The following is a 16,112-nucleotide window of genomic DNA, read 5'->3' as shown; positions in this document are numbered from 1 at the left end:
GTCCCCGGCATGCTGGCAATTTTCCTGCAAACCCTGAGCATCACCGCCCCGGTGTTTGCCATGTTGTTCCTCGGGGTCTTGCTCAAGCGCATCAACTGGATCGACGACAACTTCATCCACGTCGCTTCCTCGCTGGTGTTCAACGTCACTATGCCGGCGCTGCTGTTTCTCGGGATTCTCCACGCTGACCTGCATTCGGCACTCAAGCCCGACCTGCTGATCTATTTTTCCCTCGCCACCCTGGTCGGTTTCGCCATCGCCTGGGGCTGGGCGATTTTCCGTTGTCCCCGTGAAGACCGGGGGATCTACACCCAGGGCGCGTTTCGCGGAAATAACGGAGTGATTGGCCTGGCGCTGGCGGCGAGCATGTACGGCGCCTACGGGATTTCCCTCGGGGCGATTCTCGCGGCGTTGGTGATCCTGTTCTACAACACCCTGTCGACCATCGTCCTGGCGGTGTACAGCCCGGTGATCAAGTCCGATCCGTGGAGCATCTGCAAAAGCGTGGTGAGCAATCCGCTGATCATCAGCGTGCTGGCGGCGGCACCGTTCGCCTATTTCCAGATCCCTTTACCGGGCTGGCTGGAAACGTCTGGCAGCTACCTGGCGCAAATGACCCTGCCGCTGGCGCTGATCTGCATCGGCGGCACGCTGTCGCTGGCGGCGTTGCGCAAGAGTGGCGGTATGGCCCTGAGTGCGAGCCTGGTGAAGATGATCGGCTTGCCGATCCTGGCGACCTTGGGCGCGTGGTTCTGGGGCTTTCGCGGGGCGGAACTGGGAATCCTGTTCCTGTACTTCGGCAGTCCGACCGCCGCCGCCAGCTTTGTCATGGCCAGGGCGGCCAATGGCAATCATGAACTGGCGGCGGCGATCATCGTGATCACCACCTTGATGGCGGCCGTCTCCACCAACATCGGGATTTTCGTGCTGCAGTGGGGCGGCTGGATCTAGCGTTCGCCAGCGGTATAGCTGTCGATCACTTCCTGCGCCGCACGGAAGGCTTCCATCGCTGCCGGCACGCCGGCATACACCGCGCAATGCATCAGGGTTTCGCGAATCTCGTCGACCGTGCAACCGTTGTTCAACGCGCCGCGCACATGGCCCTTGAGCTCCTGCGGGCACTTGAGCGAAGTCAGCGCGGCCAGGGTGATCAGGCTGCGGGTCTTGAGCTCCAGTCCGCCGCGATTCCACACCGCACCCCAGGCGTGTTCGTTGACGAAGTCCTGGAAGGGCCGGGTCAGTTCGGTGGCGTTGCCCATGGAGCGGTCGACGAACGCGTCGCCCATGACCTGGCGACGGACTTCGATGCCGGTGGGTTTGCTGGAGCTGGATTGATCGGTCATGGCGATTCTCTTTTATTGTGTTGGCGGCGCCAGGCGCGCAATGACGTGAACAGCAAAAATGCCAGCAGTGCCGGCAGGACATACAGCAGCATCAGCCGCTCGAGCCGGCCGGCCAGCGGCATGCCCATGGTGAACGACACCACGTGCAGCCCGTAGACCGCGTACAGCGCCAGCAGCAGCAAGCCTTCGGCGCGGGTGATGCGGTAGCCGGTGTAGAACATCGGCAGGCACAGCACGGTGACGCCGAGCATCACCGGCAGATCGAAATCCAGGGCATTGGGCGAGACCGACAAGGGCGTCGGCGCCAGCAGCGCGGTGATGCCCAGCACCCCGAGCAGGTTGAACAGGTTGCTGCCAATGATGTTGCCCACCGCCAGGTCACGCTGGCCACGCAGGGCAGCAATCAACGAGGTGGCGAGTGCCGGCAGTGAGGTGCCGACGGCGACGATGGTCAGGCCGATGATGCGTTCCGAGAGCCCCAGTTCGATCGCCACGTCCACCGCAGCGGCGACCAGCAGGCGACCGGCAACGATCAACAGGGCCAGGCCAAACAGCATCAACAGCACGCTGCTGTTCCAGGGTTTGCCGGTCGGCTCGGGAGGGCTCGCCGCTTGCTGGGGATCGACGGTCTGCCGCGACTGGCGCCAGAGCAACCCGAGGTACAGCACCAGTACGGCGAGCAGCAAGGCGCCGTCGAACCTGCTGAGTTGTTCATTCCAGGCCAGGCCGAAGACCAGCGCGCTGGCGCCGATCAGCAGTGGAATGTCGAGGCGCAGCAAATGCCGGGACACCCGCAGCGGAATGATCAGCGCGGACAGGCCGAGGGTCACCAGCAGGTTGAAGATATTGCTGCCCATCACGCTGCCGACGGCGATGTCGCTGTTTTGTGCGAAGGTCGCTTGCAGGCTCACGGCCATCTGCGGTGCGCTACTGCCCAGGGCGACGATGCTCAGGCCAATGATCAGCGGGCGCACCTTGAGGTGGGCGGCCACGCGTACTGCCGCGCGAACCAGCATTTCCGCGCCGATGATCAACAGCAGCAAGCCGCTGAGCAATTGCAGGACGCTGGGCAGGGGCAGGTTGGCTAATGCGGAAATGGTCGAGGCTCCCGGTCAGTTGTTCAGCGCTTGCACGCGAACCCGCGCGGTGCCGCTGCGGAGCATGCCCAACTGGCTGGCGGCAGCCTGTGACAGATCGATCAGGCGCCCCCGCGTGTGCGGGCCACGGTCGTTGATGCGGACCACGACACTCTTGTCATTGTTCAGGTTGGTGACCTTCACCCGCGTGCCGAACGGCAGTTGGCGGTGGGCGGCGGTCAGCGAATTCTTGTCGAAACGTTCGCCACTGGCGGTACGTTTGCCTTGGTGTTTGCTGCCGTAATAGGAGGCGGTGCCGGTTTCGTCGTAGCCGCGGGGGTCGACGTCGTAACTGGCGCAGCCGGCGAGCAGCGAGAACAGGGCGCAGGCACCGAGGAGGCGTTTCATGGAGGTGGATTCCAAGAGCAATTGTAGGAGCGAGCCTGCTCGCGATGAACTCTCAGTGACATCGATGTCAACAGACAGTTCATCGCGAGCAGGCTCGCTCCTACAACAAGGATGTGAGCCAATTGGGACAACTGGCTCCATGCCCATCAGCCTTCGAGCTTGCTTTTCAGCAGTTCGTTGACCTGTTGCGGGTTGGCCTTGCCTTTGGAGGCTTTCATAGCCTGGCCGACGAAGAAGCCGAACATTTTGCCGCGTTTGGCTTCGTCTGCCGCGCGGTACTGCTCGACCTGCTCGGCGTTGGCCGCGAGCATTTCATCGAGAACGGCCGAGATTGCGCCGCTGTCGGTGACTTGCTTGAGGCCGCGCTTGTCGATGATCTCGTCAGCACTGCCTTCGCCGTTGGCCATGGCTTCGAACACGGTCTTGGCAATCTTGCCGGAGATGGTGTTGTCCTTGATCCGCAGGAGCATGCCGCCCAGTTGCTCGGCGGACACCGGTGCCTCGTCGATTTCCAGGCCCTGTTTGTTCAACAGGCTACCCAGCTCGACCATGACCCAGTTGGCCGCGAGCTTGGCGTCGCCGGCAATGGTCACGACCTTCTCGAAGTAGTCGGCTTGTTCGCGGCTCGACGCCAGGACGCTGGCATCGTAGACCGACAGGCCGAACTGCTCCTGGAAGCGCTCGCGTTTCTGCGGTGGCAGTTCCGGCAGGATCGCGCGGATGTCGTCGAGGAACGCATTCTCGATCACCACCGGCAACAGGTCCGGATCGGGGAAGTAACGATAGTCGTTGGCTTCCTCTTTGCTGCGCATGGCGCGGGTTTCGTCTTTGTTCGGGTCGTACAGGCGGGTCTGTTGGATCACCTTGCCGCCGTCCTCGATCAGTTCGATCTGGCGACGCACTTCGGTGTTGATCGCCTTCTCGATGAAGCGGAACGAGTTGACGTTCTTGATCTCGCAGCGCGTACCGAACTCGACCTGGCCCTTCGGCCGTACCGACACGTTGCAGTCGCAACGCAGCGAACCTTCGGCCATGTTGCCGTCGCAGATGCCCAGGTAGCGCACCAGTGCGTGGATCGACTTGACGTAGGCCACGGCTTCCTTGGCGCTGCGCATGTCCGGCTCGGAAACGATTTCCAGCAGCGGGGTGCCGGCACGGTTCAGGTCGATGCCGGTGGCCCCGTTGAATTCTTCGTGCAGGCTCTTGCCGGCGTCTTCTTCCAGGTGCGCGCGAGTAATGCCGACGCGCTTGACCGTGCCGTCCTCGAGCGGGATGTCCAGGTGGCCCTTGCCGACGATCGGCAGTTCCATCTGGCTGATCTGGTAGCCCTTGGGCAGGTCCGGGTAGAAGTAGTTCTTGCGCGCGAACACGTTGTGCTGGCCGATCTCGGCGTCGATCGCCAGGCCGAACATCACCGCCATGCGCACCGCTTCCTGGTTCAGCACCGGCAGCACGCCGGGCATGCCCAGGTCTACCAGGCTGGCCTGGGTGTTCGGCTCGGAGCCGAAGGTGGTGGCGCTACCGGAGAAAATCTTCGATTGGGTGGCGAGCTGGGTATGAATCTCCAGCCCGATCACGACTTCCCATTGCATGTGTTTCTCCTCAGAAGCCTGTCGGGGTGCGGGTGTGCCAGTCAGTGTTCAGCTGGTACTGGTGCGCAACGTTGAGCAGGCGGCCTTCCTGGAAATAAGGGGCGAGCAGTTGCACGCCGACCGGCAAGCCATCGACAAAACCGGCTGGCATCGACAGGCCCGGCAGGCCCGCGAGGTTGGCGGTGATGGTGTAGACGTCTTCCAGGTACGCAGCGACCGGGTCACTGTTCTTGGCGCCGAGTTTCCAGGCCGGGTTCGGCGTGGTTGGGCCGAGGATGATGTCGACCTCGTTGAAGGCAGCCATGAAGTCGTTCTTCACCAGGCGACGGATCTTTTGCGCCTTCAGGTAGTAGGCGTCGTAGTAACCGGCCGACAGCGCGTAGGCACCGACCATGATCCGCCGTTGTACTTCGGCACCGAAACCTTCGCCACGGGAGCGCTTGTACAGGTCGGTCAGGTCTTTCGGGTCTTCGCAGCGATAGCCGAAACGCACACCGTCGAAACGCGACAGGTTGGAAGAGGCTTCTGCCGGAGCGATCACGTAGTACGCCGGGATCGCGTGCTGCATGTTCGGCAGGCTGATTTCCTTGACCACGGCACCGAGCTTCTGCAGCTCCTTGACGCTGTTGTGGATCAGCTCGGCGATGCGTGGGTCGAGACCGGCGCTGAAGTACTCCTTCGGCACGCCGATGCGCAGGCCCTGCAGCGAACCGTTGAGGCCGGCGCTGTAGTCCGGAACCGGCTCGTCGATGCTGGTGGAGTCGTTCGGATCGAAGCCTGCCATACCTTGCAACAATATTGCGCAGTCTTCAGCGGTGCGCGCCAAAGGGCCACCCTGATCGAGACTGGAGGCGTAGGCGATCATGCCCCAGCGCGAAACACGACCGTACGTCGGTTTCAGGCCTGTCAGGTTGGTAAAAGCTGCCGGCTGTCGGATCGAGCCACCGGTATCGGTGGCGGTGGCGGCAGGCAACAGACGAGCGGCCACGGCCACGGCCGAACCGCCGGACGAACCGCCTGGCACGTGCTCCAGGTTCCACGGGTTCTTCGCCGGGCCGTAGTAGCTGGATTCGTTGGCCGAGCCCATGGCGAATTCGTCCATGTTGGTCTTGCCCAGGGTCACGGCGCCGGCCGCAGCCAGCTTGGCGACCACGGTGGCGTCGTACGGGGCCTTGAAGTTGTCGAGCATCTTCGAGCCGCAGCTGGTGCGGATGCCCTGGGTGCAGAACAGGTCCTTGTGGGCGATTGGCGCGCCCAGCAGGGCACCGCTCTCACCTTTGGCGCGGCGGGCGTCGGCGGCTTGCGCCTGCTGCAGCGCCAGCTCTTCGGTGAGGCTGATGAAGCTGTTGAGCTGCGGGTCGAGCTGGGCAATACGCGCCAGCAGGACGCGGGTCAGCTCTTCGGAGGAAAACTTCTTGTCGGCGAGTCCGCGGGCGATCTCGGCCAGAGTCAATTGATGCATTGCAGGCTCTTTCCCTTTAGTCGATGACTTTCGGAACCAGATACAGGCCGTTTTCGACCGCTGGTGCGATGGACTGATAAGCCTCGCGGTGATTGGACTCGGTGACAACGTCTGCACGCAGGCGCTGGCTGGCTTCCAGTGGGTGGGCGAGGGGCTCGATACCGTCGGTATCGACCGCCTGCATTTCGTCGACCAGCCCGAGAATGCTGTTCAGGGCCGAAGTGATGTGTGGAAGATCGGCTTCATCGAGGCCGAGGCAGGCCAGGTGAGCGATTTTTTCCACGTCGGAGCGTTCAAGCGCCATGGGATTCTCCAGTGGAAAACAAAACGGATCTCGTCCGTGTGTTAGATTGTCGGAACACTACCGCATTTCTACGGTCATAAGGCCGCGATTGTGGGGGTTGGTGCACGGAAAAGCGGCCAATTTAACATATTGGCGCCTTGCCCAAAATCCCTGTCGTTGTTAGAGTTTGCCGCACTTTTTTACCCACGCGTTGCCTAGGGTCCCTTTCCCATGTTCAAGAAACTGCGTGGCATGTTTTCCAGCGATCTTTCCATCGACCTGGGCACTGCCAACACCCTTATTTACGTGCGTGAGCGCGGTATCGTCCTGAATGAACCCTCGGTTGTGGCCATTCGGACGCACGGTAACCAGAAAAGTGTCGTTGCCGTCGGTACCGAAGCCAAGCGCATGCTCGGTCGTACTCCGGGCAATATTGCTGCCATTCGTCCGATGAAGGACGGCGTGATCGCCGACTTCAGCGTCTGCGAAAAAATGCTCCAGTACTTCATCAACAAGGTTCACGAAAACAGCTTTTTGCAGCCAAGTCCTCGTGTGTTGATCTGCGTTCCGTGCAAATCCACCCAGGTCGAGCGTCGCGCCATTCGTGAATCGGCCCTGGGTGCCGGTGCCCGTGAAGTGTTCCTGATCGAAGAGCCAATGGCTGCGGCGATCGGTGCCGGCCTGCCGGTAGAAGAAGCCCGTGGTTCGATGGTCGTCGATATCGGTGGCGGTACTACCGAAATCGCACTGATCTCCCTGAACGGTGTGGTTTATGCCGAATCCGTACGGGTTGGCGGCGACCGTTTCGACGAAGCGATCATCACCTACGTGCGTCGCAACTACGGCAGCCTGATCGGCGAGTCCACCGCCGAGCGCATCAAGCAGGAAATCGGTACGGCCTACCCAGGCGGTGAAGTGCGTGAAGTTGACGTACGCGGCCGTAACCTGGCCGAAGGCGTGCCACGTGCCTTTACCCTGAACTCCAACGAAGTGCTGGAGGCGCTGCAAGAGTCGCTGGCGACCATCGTTCAGGCAGTCAAGAGCGCCCTGGAGCAATCGCCACCGGAACTGGCGTCGGATATCGCCGAGCGTGGCCTGGTGCTGACCGGTGGTGGCGCCTTGCTGCGTGACCTCGACAAACTGCTGGCCCAGGAAACCGGCCTGCCGGTGATCGTTGCCGAAGATCCTCTGACCTGTGTGGCTCGCGGCGGCGGCCGTGCACTGGAAATGATGGACAAGCACACCATGGACCTGCTCTCCAGCGAGTAATTTCGCCGCAGGCTTCTATGCTGTTCGCGCACAGGCAGCACTTTGCAGTGCTGCCTGTTGGCGTTTATCTTCTGTCAATCTGCATCCAGGCCGGTTTGATGCCGTATGAATAAACAGAACATTTGCCTGGGAGGAGCGGCTTATTAAACCGCTCTTCACCAAAGGTCCCTCGTTGGGTGTGCGCTTTCTGGTGCTGGCCGTGCTATCGGTCGCATTGATGGTGGTGGATGCCCGCTTCGACGCCCTCAAGCCTGCGCGCAGCCAGATGTCGCTGGTGTTGATGGACGCCTATTGGATCACCGACCTGCCCGAGCGCTTGTGGCAAGGGGTGAGCAGCCAGTTTGGCAGCCGCACCGAGCTGGTCGCCGAGAATGAAAAACTCAAGACCGAAAACCTGCTGTTGCAGGGGCGCATGCAGAAGCTGGCGGCCCTGACCGAGCAGAACGTACGGCTGCGCGAGTTGCTCAACTCCTCGGCGTTGGTCAACGAAAAGGTCGAAGTGGCTGAGCTGATCGGCGTTGATCCCAACCCGTTTACCCATCGAATCATCATCAACAAGGGCGAGCGCGACGGCGTGGTGCTTGGCCAGCCGGTGCTCGATGCCCGCGGCCTGATGGGCCAGGTGGTCGAGTTGATGCCGTACACCTCGCGAGTGTTGCTGCTGACCGACACCACCCACAGCATTCCGGTGCAGGTGAACCGCAATGGCCTGCGGGCGATCGCCAGCGGCACCGGCAATCCGGAACGCCTGGAATTGCGCCATGTCGCGGACACGGCGGACATCAAGGAAGGCGACCTGTTGGTGAGTTCCGGTCTTGGCCAGCGCTTCCCGGCGGGTTACCCGGTGGCCACGGTCAAGGAAGTCATTCACGACTCCGGCCAACCTTTCGCCATCGTCCGCGCAGTGCCGACGGCCGCGCTCAATCGCAGTCGCTACATGTTGCTGGTGTTCAGTGACAGCCGCACGCCGGAAGAGCGGGCCAATGAGGCTGCTCAGGCCCAGGATGCCCAGGACCAGCACGCCGGCAACGCCGTGGTGGTGCCGGCGGCCGTGCCTGCACCTGCCGCAGCAGCACCTGCGACGACCACTGCCCCGGTAACCGCTCCGGCCGCAGTCAAACCGGTGACGCCGGCCAAGCCTGCTGCCCACGCCACCCCGGCCAAGCCAGTGGCGACTCCGGTCAAGCCGGCCGCGACCAAGCCGCCCGCGACGCCGCCCGCAGCCACTCCCCAGGGGAGAGAATAATGGTCAGTACCCGCTCGCGTAATGGCTGGATGATCTGGATGACCTTCGCCATTGGCATGCTGCTCAGCGTCGTGCCATTTCCCCATGTCGAGATCCTGCGGCCGATGTTCCTCGCGCTGCCCCTGGCCTACTGGGCCCTGGAAATGCCGCACAAGATCGGCATGGCCAGCGCGTTTTGCCTGGGTCTGGCACAAGACGTACTGTTCGGCACCCTGCTCGGACACAACGCGTTGATCCTGACCTTGATCACCTTCCTGATCCTGTCGCTGCAGCAGCGGGTGCGGATGTTCCCGATGTGGCAGCAAAGCCTGGTGATTCTGGTGGTGCTGGGGCTCGCGCAACTGTTGCAACTGTGGCTCAGCGCCCTGACCGGCAACCGGCAGACGCTGGCGGTATTGTTGCCTGCGCTGATCAGCGCCTTGCTCTGGCCCTGGGTCAGCTTCGGATTGCGTGGGTTGAGCCGCCGCTACAAAATCAACTAATCATTCGGTCAGGCATTGGCCCGCACCTCGACAGGGAGATGTCTTGATGAATCCGCTTTTCCTCGCCTCAGGTTCACCACGCCGCCGTGAACTGCTCACCCAGATCGGCGTGGCGTTCAGCGTCGTCGACGCCGATATCGATGAAACCCCTCTTCCAGATGAATCCCCCGCGGCCTATGTCGAACGCCTCGCGCGCGGCAAGGCCGAGGCCGGTCGTGGGCGACTGAACGCCAATGCCCAGGCCTGTGTGCTGGGTGCCGACACCGCCGTGGTGCTCGACGGAAAAATCCTCGGCAAGCCTGTCGACGAAGCCGACGCACTGGCGATGCTGATGAGTCTGTCTGGCCAGGAGCACGAAGTGCTGACCGCGATTGCCCTGCTTGATGGCGAGCGCTGCGAGTCGCGGGTGGTGCGTAGTCTGGTGCGTTTTCGCCCCATCAGTGCGGCCGAGGCCAGCGCCTACTGGGAAAGCGGTGAACCCCGGGACAAGGCCGGCGGCTATGGCATCCAGGGCCTTGGCGCGGTGTTCGTCAGCGGGCTCAATGGCAGTTATTCCGCAGTCGTCGGCCTGCCTTTATGCGAAACCGCAGAACTGCTCGGCCATTTCGGCATACCCTGTTGGCAAACCCCAAGCGCGCCCAGCGCCGTACTGATTTGATGCGGCCATAATCGTGAACATGCCTGAACGAGATCCTGCCATGAGTGAAGAGATTCTGATCAACATCACGCCGATGGAGTCACGCGTGGCGGTGGTCGAAAACGGTGTCCTGCAAGAGGTGCACGTCGAGCGCACGCAGAAGCGCGGGATCGTCGGCAACATCTATAAAGGCAAGGTGGTGCGGGTGCTGCCGGGCATGCAGGCAGCGTTCGTCGACATCGGGCTGGATCGTGCAGCCTTTATCCACGCTTCGGAAATCTCCCTGCGCGAAGGGCCTGCGGTGGAGAGCATCAGTGCCCTGGTGCATGAAGGCCAGAGCCTGGTGGTGCAGGTCACCAAGGACCCGATTGGCTCCAAGGGCGCGCGCCTGACCACCCAGCTGTCGATTCCTTCGCGCTACCTGGTGTACATGCCGCGTACCGCCCACGTCGGTATCTCCCTGAAGATCGAGGACGAAGCCGAGCGCGAGCGCCTCAAGCAAGTGGTCACCGATTGCGTGGCCAAGGAAGGGATCAAGGAAGCCGGCGGTTTTATCCTGCGCACCGCCGCCGAAGGTGCGGGCGCCGATGAAATTCTCATGGACATCCGCTACCTGCGTCGCCTCTGGGATCAGATCGGCGCGCAGATCAAGACCATCGGCGCGCCCAGTGTGATCTACGAAGACCTGGGCCTGGCCTTGCGCACGCTGCGCGACCTGGTCAGTCCGAAGATCGAGAAGATCCGCATCGACTCCCGGGAAACCTTCCAGAAAACCACGCAGTTCGTCGCCGAACTGATGCCGGAAATTGCCGATCGCCTGGAGCACTACCCCGGCGAGCGGCCGATTTTCGATCTGTACGGAGTCGAGGACGAAATCCAGAAAGCCCTGGAGCGCAAGGTGCCGCTCAAGTCTGGCGGCTACCTGGTGGTCGACCCGGCCGAGGCCATGAGCACGATTGACGTCAATACCGGTGCTTTCGTCGGGCACCGCAACCTTGAAGAGACTATCTTCAAGACTAACCTTGAGGCAGCGACGGCGATTGCCCGGCAACTGCGCCTGCGCAACCTGGGCGGGATCATCATCATCGACTTCATCGACATGGAAGATGAGGAGCATCAGCGCCAGGTCCTGCGCACGCTGGAAAAACAGCTGGAGCGTGATCACGCCAAGACCAACATCATCGGCATCACCGAGTTGGGCCTGGTGCAGATGACTCGCAAGCGCACCCGCGAAAGTCTCGAGCAGGTGCTCTGCGAGCCGTGCACCAGTTGCCAGGGCCGGGGCAAGCTGAAGACTCCGGAAACCGTGTGTTACGAAATTTTCCGGGAGATCCTGCGTGAAGCGCGTGCCTATCAGGCGGAAGGCTATCGCGTACTGGCCAACCAGAAAGTGGTGGATCGCCTGCTGGACGAGGAGTCGGGCAACGTTGCCGAACTCGAAGGATTTATCGGACGCACCATTCGTTTTCAGGTGGAGACAATGTATTCCCAGGAACAATACGACGTGGTGCTGCTCTGAATCGCTGTGTTCCATTCAAGATGGCTGGCCTGTGCTCGCTGAACGTGTTTTCCATGGGAGCCAACTGACATGGAACGTCTGATCCGCATTCTGGGCGCGCTGATCCGCTGGGGGCTGGGGTTGTGCGCGTTGCTGCTGGTGCTGGTCGCGCTCTACGTCAACCTGGGTCGTGAATTGATCCCGCTGGTGGCCGAGTACCGTGACGACGTGCAGGCCAAGGCTCGGGACGCGCTGGGCATGCCCCTGGAAATCGGCAGCCTGGAAGGCCGCTGGAGCGGCATGGCCCCGGTGTTGCTGGCTCATGACGTGACGCTGGGTGAGGGCGCCAACGCCCTGCACCTGGATCAGGTGCGGGTGGTGCCGGATGTCTGGGGCAGCCTGCTGGCGCGCGCGGTGCGCATCGACCACCTGCAACTCAATGGCCTCAAGCTCAGCCTCAAGGAAGATGCCGACGGCCAATGGGCGCTGGAAGGTTTGCCGGTGCAGCAGGACAAGCCGCTGGATCCCGAGCAGCTGTTCGATCAGATGCAGATGGTCAGTCGCCTGTCGGTGCTCGACAGCCAGGTCACCCTGCAACCGCTGGAGCACGCGCCGCTGACCCTGACCTACGTCGGCCTGACCCTCAAGACCGGCCCCAGCCGCCAGCGTCTCGACGCCCGCCTGACCCTGCCCGATGGCCAGCCATTGGCGCTGAGCCTACGCAGCCGGATGCGCGCCGGGCAGTGGCAGGACGCTGAAATCGAAAGCTACCTGAGCCTGCCGCAAAGTGACTGGGCGCGCTGGGTGCCGGCCAGGGTCACTCAACAATGGAAACTCTCTGAGCTCAAGGCCGGGGGCGAGTTCTGGGTGAGCTGGGCCAAGGGTACCCTGCAAAGTGCCGCCATTCGCCTGAACGCCCCGGAATTCAAGGGCGCCTATGCCGAGCGCAAGCCGGTGCAGATCAACAACCTGGCGCTCAATGCCTACTTCAAGCGCAGCGGCGAAGGTTTCCAGTTGTCCCTTGATTCGCTGGCGATGAACCTCGGCAAGACCCGTTTCGATACCCGCCTGCAACTACAGACTGCAACCACCGAGAAAGAAGGCGAGCGCTGGCACCTGCAGGCCGATCGCCTCGACCTCACGCCGCTGACTCCGATCATCAACGCCCTGGGGCCTTTGCCTGAAGGGGTGGCGACCACCATCGAACGCCTCAAGGTCACCGGTACCCTGCGCAACGTGCTGATCGACATTCGGCCCAATGCCACCGATGACAGCAAATTCAGCTTCGCCGCCAATCTGGAGCAAGTTGGTTTTGACGCCTACCACGGCGCGCCGGCGGCGCGTAACGTCAGCGGCAGCATCAGCGGCGACCTGGGTCAGGGCGAGCTGCGCATGGACAGCAAGGATTTCATGCTGCACCTGGACCCGATCTTCGCCAAACCCTGGCAGTACCTGCAGGCCAACGCCCGGCTGACCTGGAAGCTGGACAAGCAAGGCTTCACCCTGATCGCGCCCTACCTCAAGGTGCTGGGCGAGGAGGGCAAGATTGCCGGTGACTTCCTGATCCGCCTGCATTTCGACCACAGCCAGGAAGACTACATGGACCTGCGGGTCGGCCTGGTGGACGGCGACGGCCGCTACACCAGCAAGTACCTGCCCAAGGTCCTCAGCCCGGGGTTGGACGAGTGGCTGCGCACGGCCATTCTCAAAGGCGCGGTCGATGAAGGTTTCTTCCAGTACCAGGGCTCGCTGAGCCACGACGCGGGCGAAGCGGATCGCAGCATCAGTCTGTTCTTCAAGGTGCACGATGCCGAACTGGCGTTTCAGCCGGGCTGGCCGCACCTGAGCAAGATCAATGGCGACGTGTTTGTCGAGGACAGCGGCGTGCGCATCGTCGCCAGTCAGGGGCAGTTGCTCGACACTCAGGTGCGCGATGTCTTCGTCAACATTCCCCATGTGCCGGCCGAGAAGAACACCCACATGTACATCGACGGCGCCTTCGCTGGCGGCCTGGGCGACGGGGTGAAGATTCTCCAGGAGGCGCCGATCGGCACCGGTCCGACCTTTGCTGGCTGGCAGGGCGAAGGCGAATTGCAGGGCAAGCTGAAACTCGACATTCCCCTGGAAAAGGGCGAAGAACCAAAAATCCTGGTGGACTTCAAAACCGCCAAGGCGCGCTTGAAGCTCAGCGAGCCGGAGCTTGAGCTGACCCAGCTCAAGGGCGATTTCCGTTTCGACAGCACCAAGGGCCTGAGTGGCCAGGGGATCAGCGCGCGGGCTTTTGATCGGCCGGTGACCGCACAGATTTTCGCCGACGGCAACGCCGGCAAGCTCAACACTCGGGTCACCGCCTCGGGCCAGGTCACGGTGAAGAAACTCACCGAATGGCTGAAAGTCACCCAGCCACTGCCGGTGTCCGGCGATATCCCCTATCAGTTGCAAGTCACCCTCGACGGCGCCGACAGCCAGTTGATGGTCAGCTCCAGTCTCAAGGGGGTGGCGGTGGACCTGCCGGCGCCGTTCGGCCTGACTGCCCAGCAGGGACGCGACACGGTGTTCCGCATGACCCTGCAGGGCACCGAGCGCCGTTACTGGCTGGACTATGGGGATCTGGCCGACTTTACCTTTGCCGCGCCGAGCAACAATTTAGCCGACGGTCGTGGCGAGCTGTTCCTCGGCAATGGCAGCGCGGTGTTGCCGGACAACAAGGGCCTGCGGGTGCGCGGCGTGTTGTCGGAGCTGGATGTCGAGCCGTGGAAGAACCTGGTGGACAAGTACGCCGGACAGGATCCTGGGGGCAGCGCCAAGCAATTGCTCAGCGGCGCGGACTTCAAGGTCAACAAGCTCAGCGGCTTTGGCACCACCCTGGATCAGGCGCGCGTGCAACTGGACCGCAAGCCCGGCGCCTGGGCTTTACAGCTCGACAGCCAGCAGGCCAAGGGCAACGTCGGGTTGCCGGATGCCAAGGGTGCGCCGATTGCGGTGAACCTGCAGTACATCCGCCTGCCGGCACCCGACCCGGCGGTGCAGGCCGACGAAAATGCGCCTGATCCGTTGGCCTCGGTCGATCCGAGCAAGGTCCCGGCGCTGGATATCAACATCGCGCAGCTGTTCCAGGGCAAGGACCTGGTCGGCGCCTGGACCTTGAAAGTGCGGCCGACGGCCAAGGGCCTGGCGTTCAATTCCATGAGCCTGGGGCTCAAGGGCATGCAGTTGCAGGGCGCGGGCGGTTGGGAAGGCGTGCCGGGCGCGAGCAGCAGTTGGATCAAGGGTCGCCTGGAAGGCAAGAACCTGGCGGATGTGCTTCAGGGCTGGGGTTTTGCGCCCACGGTCACCAGTGAAAATTTCCATGTCGATATCGACGGCCGCTGGCCTGGCTCACCGGCCTGGGTCGGCTTGAAGCGCTACTCCGGTAGTCTCGATGCGTCGCTGAACAAGGGCCAGATGGTCGAAGTCGAGGGCGGCGCCCAGGCCCTGCGGGTGTTTGGCCTGCTCAACTTCAACTCGATCGGTCGCCGTCTGCGGCTGGACTTCTCCGACCTGTTCGGCAAAGGCCTGAGCTACGACCGGGTCAAGGGGCTGCTGGTCGCTAGCAACGGGGTGTTCGTCACCCGCGAGCCGATCGTCCTCACTGGCCCTTCGAGCAACCTGGAGCTTAATGGCACCCTGGACATGGCCGCCGATCGCATTGATGCCAAGCTGCTGGTGACCCTGCCGCTGACCAACAACCTGCCTATCGCGGCGTTGCTCGTCGGTGCTCCCGCGGTGGGTGGTGCCCTGTTCCTGATCGACAAACTGATCGGCGATCGCGTGGCACGTTTTGCCAGTGTCAAATACACCGTAAAAGGGCCCGTGAAAGAGCCGAAAATCACCTTCGAGAAACCCTTTTGAGGCGGTTTCTCACAACCCCCGCCTATGGAGTAGCATGGCTGCATACCTGATACGGAGTGCACCATGTCCTTTGCGGTGATTCAAATGGTCAGCCAGAGCGACGTGCTGGCCAATCTGGCCCAGGCGCGCCGCCTGCTGGAACAGGCGGCGGCTGGCGGCGCGCGACTGGCAGTGCTGCCGGAGAATTTCGCGGCCATGGGCCGACGCGACGTTGCTGACCTCGGCCGGGCCGAAGCCCTGGGCGAGGGCCCGATCCTGCCGTGGTTGAAACAGACCGCGCGCGACCTCAAGTTATGGATAGTCGCCGGCACCTTGCCATTGCCTCCGATAGACCAACCCGACGCCAAGGCCAATGCCTGTTCGTTGTTGATCGACGAGCACGGCCAGACCGTGGCGCGCTATGACAAATTGCACCTGTTCGACGTCGATGTTGCGGACAATCGCGGGCGCTACCGTGAATCCGATGACTATGCTCATGGCAGTGCCGTGGTGGTGGCCGATACGCCGGTTGGCCGGGTCGGTCTGAGTGTGTGCTACGACTTGCGTTTTCCCGAGCTGTACAGTGAATTGCGCGCTGCCGGTGCCGAGTTGATTACCGCGCCGTCGGCCTTTACCGCGGTGACCGGGGCGGCGCATTGGGAGGTATTGATACGCGCGCGTGCCATCGAAACCCAGTGCTACCTGCTGGCGGCGGCGCAGGGCGGCACCCATCCGGGGCCGCGCGAGACCTTTGGCCACGCGGCGATTGTCGATCCCTGGGGGCGGATCGTCGCCCAGCAGGATCAAGGCGAGGCCGTGCTGCTGGCCGAGCGCGACAGCAGCGAACAGGCGTCCATCCGGGCGCGTATGCCGGTGTCCAGTCACCGGCGCTTTTTCTCGCAGGGCGCCCAGCGACCTGCTTCAGAACGTTGAATTAAGGCGTAAA

General features: G+C 62.6%; 14 protein-coding genes. 8 read left to right on the top strand and 6 right to left on the bottom strand.

Annotated features, from left to right (window positions below):
- Positions 1-9 precede the first annotated feature (9 nt).
- Positions 10-951, top strand: coding sequence for an AEC family transporter (locus tag ACZYR5_RS17725; RefSeq protein ID WP_489090373.1), 942 nt, complete (start codon positions 10-12; stop codon positions 949-951).
- On the opposite strand, the gene ACZYR5_RS17720 is transcribed toward ACZYR5_RS17725, so the two are convergent.
- The 6 genes from ACZYR5_RS17720 to gatC all read right to left on the bottom strand — a co-directional run bounded on the left by ACZYR5_RS17720 (position 948) and on the right by gatC (position 6,185).
- Positions 948-1,343 (bottom strand): carboxymuconolactone decarboxylase family protein, encoded by a 396-nt coding sequence (locus ACZYR5_RS17720; protein ID WP_489090372.1) that lies wholly within the window; start codon positions 1,341-1,343, stop codon positions 948-950. The two genes, ACZYR5_RS17725 and ACZYR5_RS17720, sit on opposite strands and share 4 nt — an antisense overlap.
- Positions 1,340-2,398 carry a calcium/sodium antiporter gene (locus tag ACZYR5_RS17715; protein ID WP_489107623.1) on the bottom strand — a complete coding sequence of 353 codons (1,059 nt, stop codon included), beginning with the start codon at positions 2,396-2,398 and terminating at the stop codon, positions 1,340-1,342. Before ACZYR5_RS17715 ends, ACZYR5_RS17720 begins: the two co-directional genes overlap by 4 nt.
- Positions 2,399-2,455: 57 nt before the next feature.
- On the bottom strand, positions 2,456-2,827 hold the full coding sequence (locus tag ACZYR5_RS17710; protein ID WP_027618502.1) for a septal ring lytic transglycosylase RlpA family protein: 372 nt from the start codon (positions 2,825-2,827) through the stop codon (positions 2,456-2,458).
- Between the two features lie 146 nt (positions 2,828-2,973).
- Positions 2,974-4,419, bottom strand: coding sequence for an Asp-tRNA(Asn)/Glu-tRNA(Gln) amidotransferase subunit GatB (gene gatB / locus ACZYR5_RS17705; protein WP_489090371.1), 1,446 nt, complete (start codon positions 4,417-4,419; stop codon positions 2,974-2,976).
- Between the two features lie 10 nt (positions 4,420-4,429).
- Positions 4,430-5,881, bottom strand: a complete 1,452-nt coding sequence (gene gatA / locus ACZYR5_RS17700; RefSeq protein ID WP_027618504.1) for an Asp-tRNA(Asn)/Glu-tRNA(Gln) amidotransferase subunit GatA — start codon at positions 5,879-5,881, stop codon at positions 4,430-4,432.
- Between the two features lie 16 nt (positions 5,882-5,897).
- Positions 5,898-6,185, bottom strand: a complete 288-nt coding sequence (gene gatC / locus ACZYR5_RS17695) for an Asp-tRNA(Asn)/Glu-tRNA(Gln) amidotransferase subunit GatC (protein WP_027618505.1) — start codon at positions 6,183-6,185, stop codon at positions 5,898-5,900.
- A 210-nt stretch (positions 6,186-6,395) separates the two neighbouring features.
- Between gatC and mreB the strand changes: the two genes are divergently transcribed.
- The 7 genes from mreB to ACZYR5_RS17660 all read left to right on the top strand — a co-directional run bounded on the left by mreB (position 6,396) and on the right by ACZYR5_RS17660 (position 16,099).
- Positions 6,396-7,433: a rod shape-determining protein MreB gene (gene mreB / locus ACZYR5_RS17690; protein ID WP_002555108.1), complete on the top strand. Its 1,038-nt coding sequence runs from the start codon at positions 6,396-6,398 to the stop codon at positions 7,431-7,433.
- 142 nt (positions 7,434-7,575) lie between these two features.
- Positions 7,576-8,679 (top strand): rod shape-determining protein MreC, encoded by a 1,104-nt coding sequence (gene mreC, locus ACZYR5_RS17685; RefSeq protein WP_489090395.1) that lies wholly within the window; start codon positions 7,576-7,578, stop codon positions 8,677-8,679.
- Complete coding sequence (mreD, locus tag ACZYR5_RS17680; protein WP_027618507.1) at positions 8,679-9,161, top strand: rod shape-determining protein MreD; 483 nt, start codon at positions 8,679-8,681, stop codon at positions 9,159-9,161. The genes mreC and mreD overlap by 1 nt, the downstream gene beginning before the upstream one ends.
- 46 nt (positions 9,162-9,207) lie before the next feature.
- Positions 9,208-9,819: a Maf family protein gene (locus ACZYR5_RS17675; RefSeq protein ID WP_489090370.1), complete on the top strand. Its 612-nt coding sequence runs from the start codon at positions 9,208-9,210 to the stop codon at positions 9,817-9,819.
- 40 nt (positions 9,820-9,859) lie between these two features.
- Positions 9,860-11,317 carry a ribonuclease G gene (rng, locus tag ACZYR5_RS17670; RefSeq protein WP_489090369.1) on the top strand — a complete coding sequence of 486 codons (1,458 nt, stop codon included), beginning with the start codon at positions 9,860-9,862 and terminating at the stop codon, positions 11,315-11,317.
- A gap of 69 nt (positions 11,318-11,386) precedes the next feature.
- Positions 11,387-15,187, top strand: a complete 3,801-nt coding sequence (locus ACZYR5_RS17665; protein ID WP_489090368.1) for a YhdP family protein — start codon at positions 11,387-11,389, stop codon at positions 15,185-15,187.
- Positions 15,188-15,250: 63 nt separating this feature from the next.
- A complete protein-coding gene (locus ACZYR5_RS17660) occupies positions 15,251-16,099 on the top strand; it encodes a carbon-nitrogen hydrolase family protein (RefSeq protein WP_489090367.1) in 849 nt (282 codons plus the stop codon).
- Positions 16,100-16,112 lie beyond the last annotated feature (13 nt).

The organism is Pseudomonas sp. F007 (assembly GCF_057814275.1).
This window is presented reverse-complemented; position numbering and strand designations above follow the sequence as displayed.

What these genes read in the sequence shown, in the direction of transcription:
- mreB (WP_002555108.1), top strand. Translation starts at nt 6,396, where the DNA reads ATGTTCAAGAAACTGCGTGGCATGTTTTCCAGCGATCTTTCCATCGAC.
- gatA (WP_027618504.1), bottom strand. Translation starts at nt 5,881, where the DNA reads ATGCATCAATTGACTCTGGCCGAGATCGCCCGCGGACTCGCCGACAAG.
- ACZYR5_RS17725 (WP_489090373.1), top strand. Translation starts at nt 10, where the DNA reads ATGCTGGCAATTTTCCTGCAAACCCTGAGCATCACCGCCCCGGTGTTT.
- ACZYR5_RS17710 (WP_027618502.1), bottom strand. Translation starts at nt 2,827, where the DNA reads ATGAAACGCCTCCTCGGTGCCTGCGCCCTGTTCTCGCTGCTCGCCGGC.
- gatC (WP_027618505.1), bottom strand. Translation starts at nt 6,185, where the DNA reads ATGGCGCTTGAACGCTCCGACGTGGAAAAAATCGCTCACCTGGCCTGC.
- ACZYR5_RS17665 (WP_489090368.1), top strand. Translation starts at nt 11,387, where the DNA reads ATGGAACGTCTGATCCGCATTCTGGGCGCGCTGATCCGCTGGGGGCTG.
- ACZYR5_RS17660 (WP_489090367.1), top strand. Translation starts at nt 15,251, where the DNA reads ATGTCCTTTGCGGTGATTCAAATGGTCAGCCAGAGCGACGTGCTGGCC.
- rng (WP_489090369.1), top strand. Translation starts at nt 9,860, where the DNA reads ATGAGTGAAGAGATTCTGATCAACATCACGCCGATGGAGTCACGCGTG.
- mreD (WP_027618507.1), top strand. Translation starts at nt 8,679, where the DNA reads ATGGTCAGTACCCGCTCGCGTAATGGCTGGATGATCTGGATGACCTTC.
- gatB (WP_489090371.1), bottom strand. Translation starts at nt 4,419, where the DNA reads ATGCAATGGGAAGTCGTGATCGGGCTGGAGATTCATACCCAGCTCGCC.
- ACZYR5_RS17720 (WP_489090372.1), bottom strand. Translation starts at nt 1,343, where the DNA reads ATGACCGATCAATCCAGCTCCAGCAAACCCACCGGCATCGAAGTCCGT.
- ACZYR5_RS17675 (WP_489090370.1), top strand. Translation starts at nt 9,208, where the DNA reads ATGAATCCGCTTTTCCTCGCCTCAGGTTCACCACGCCGCCGTGAACTG.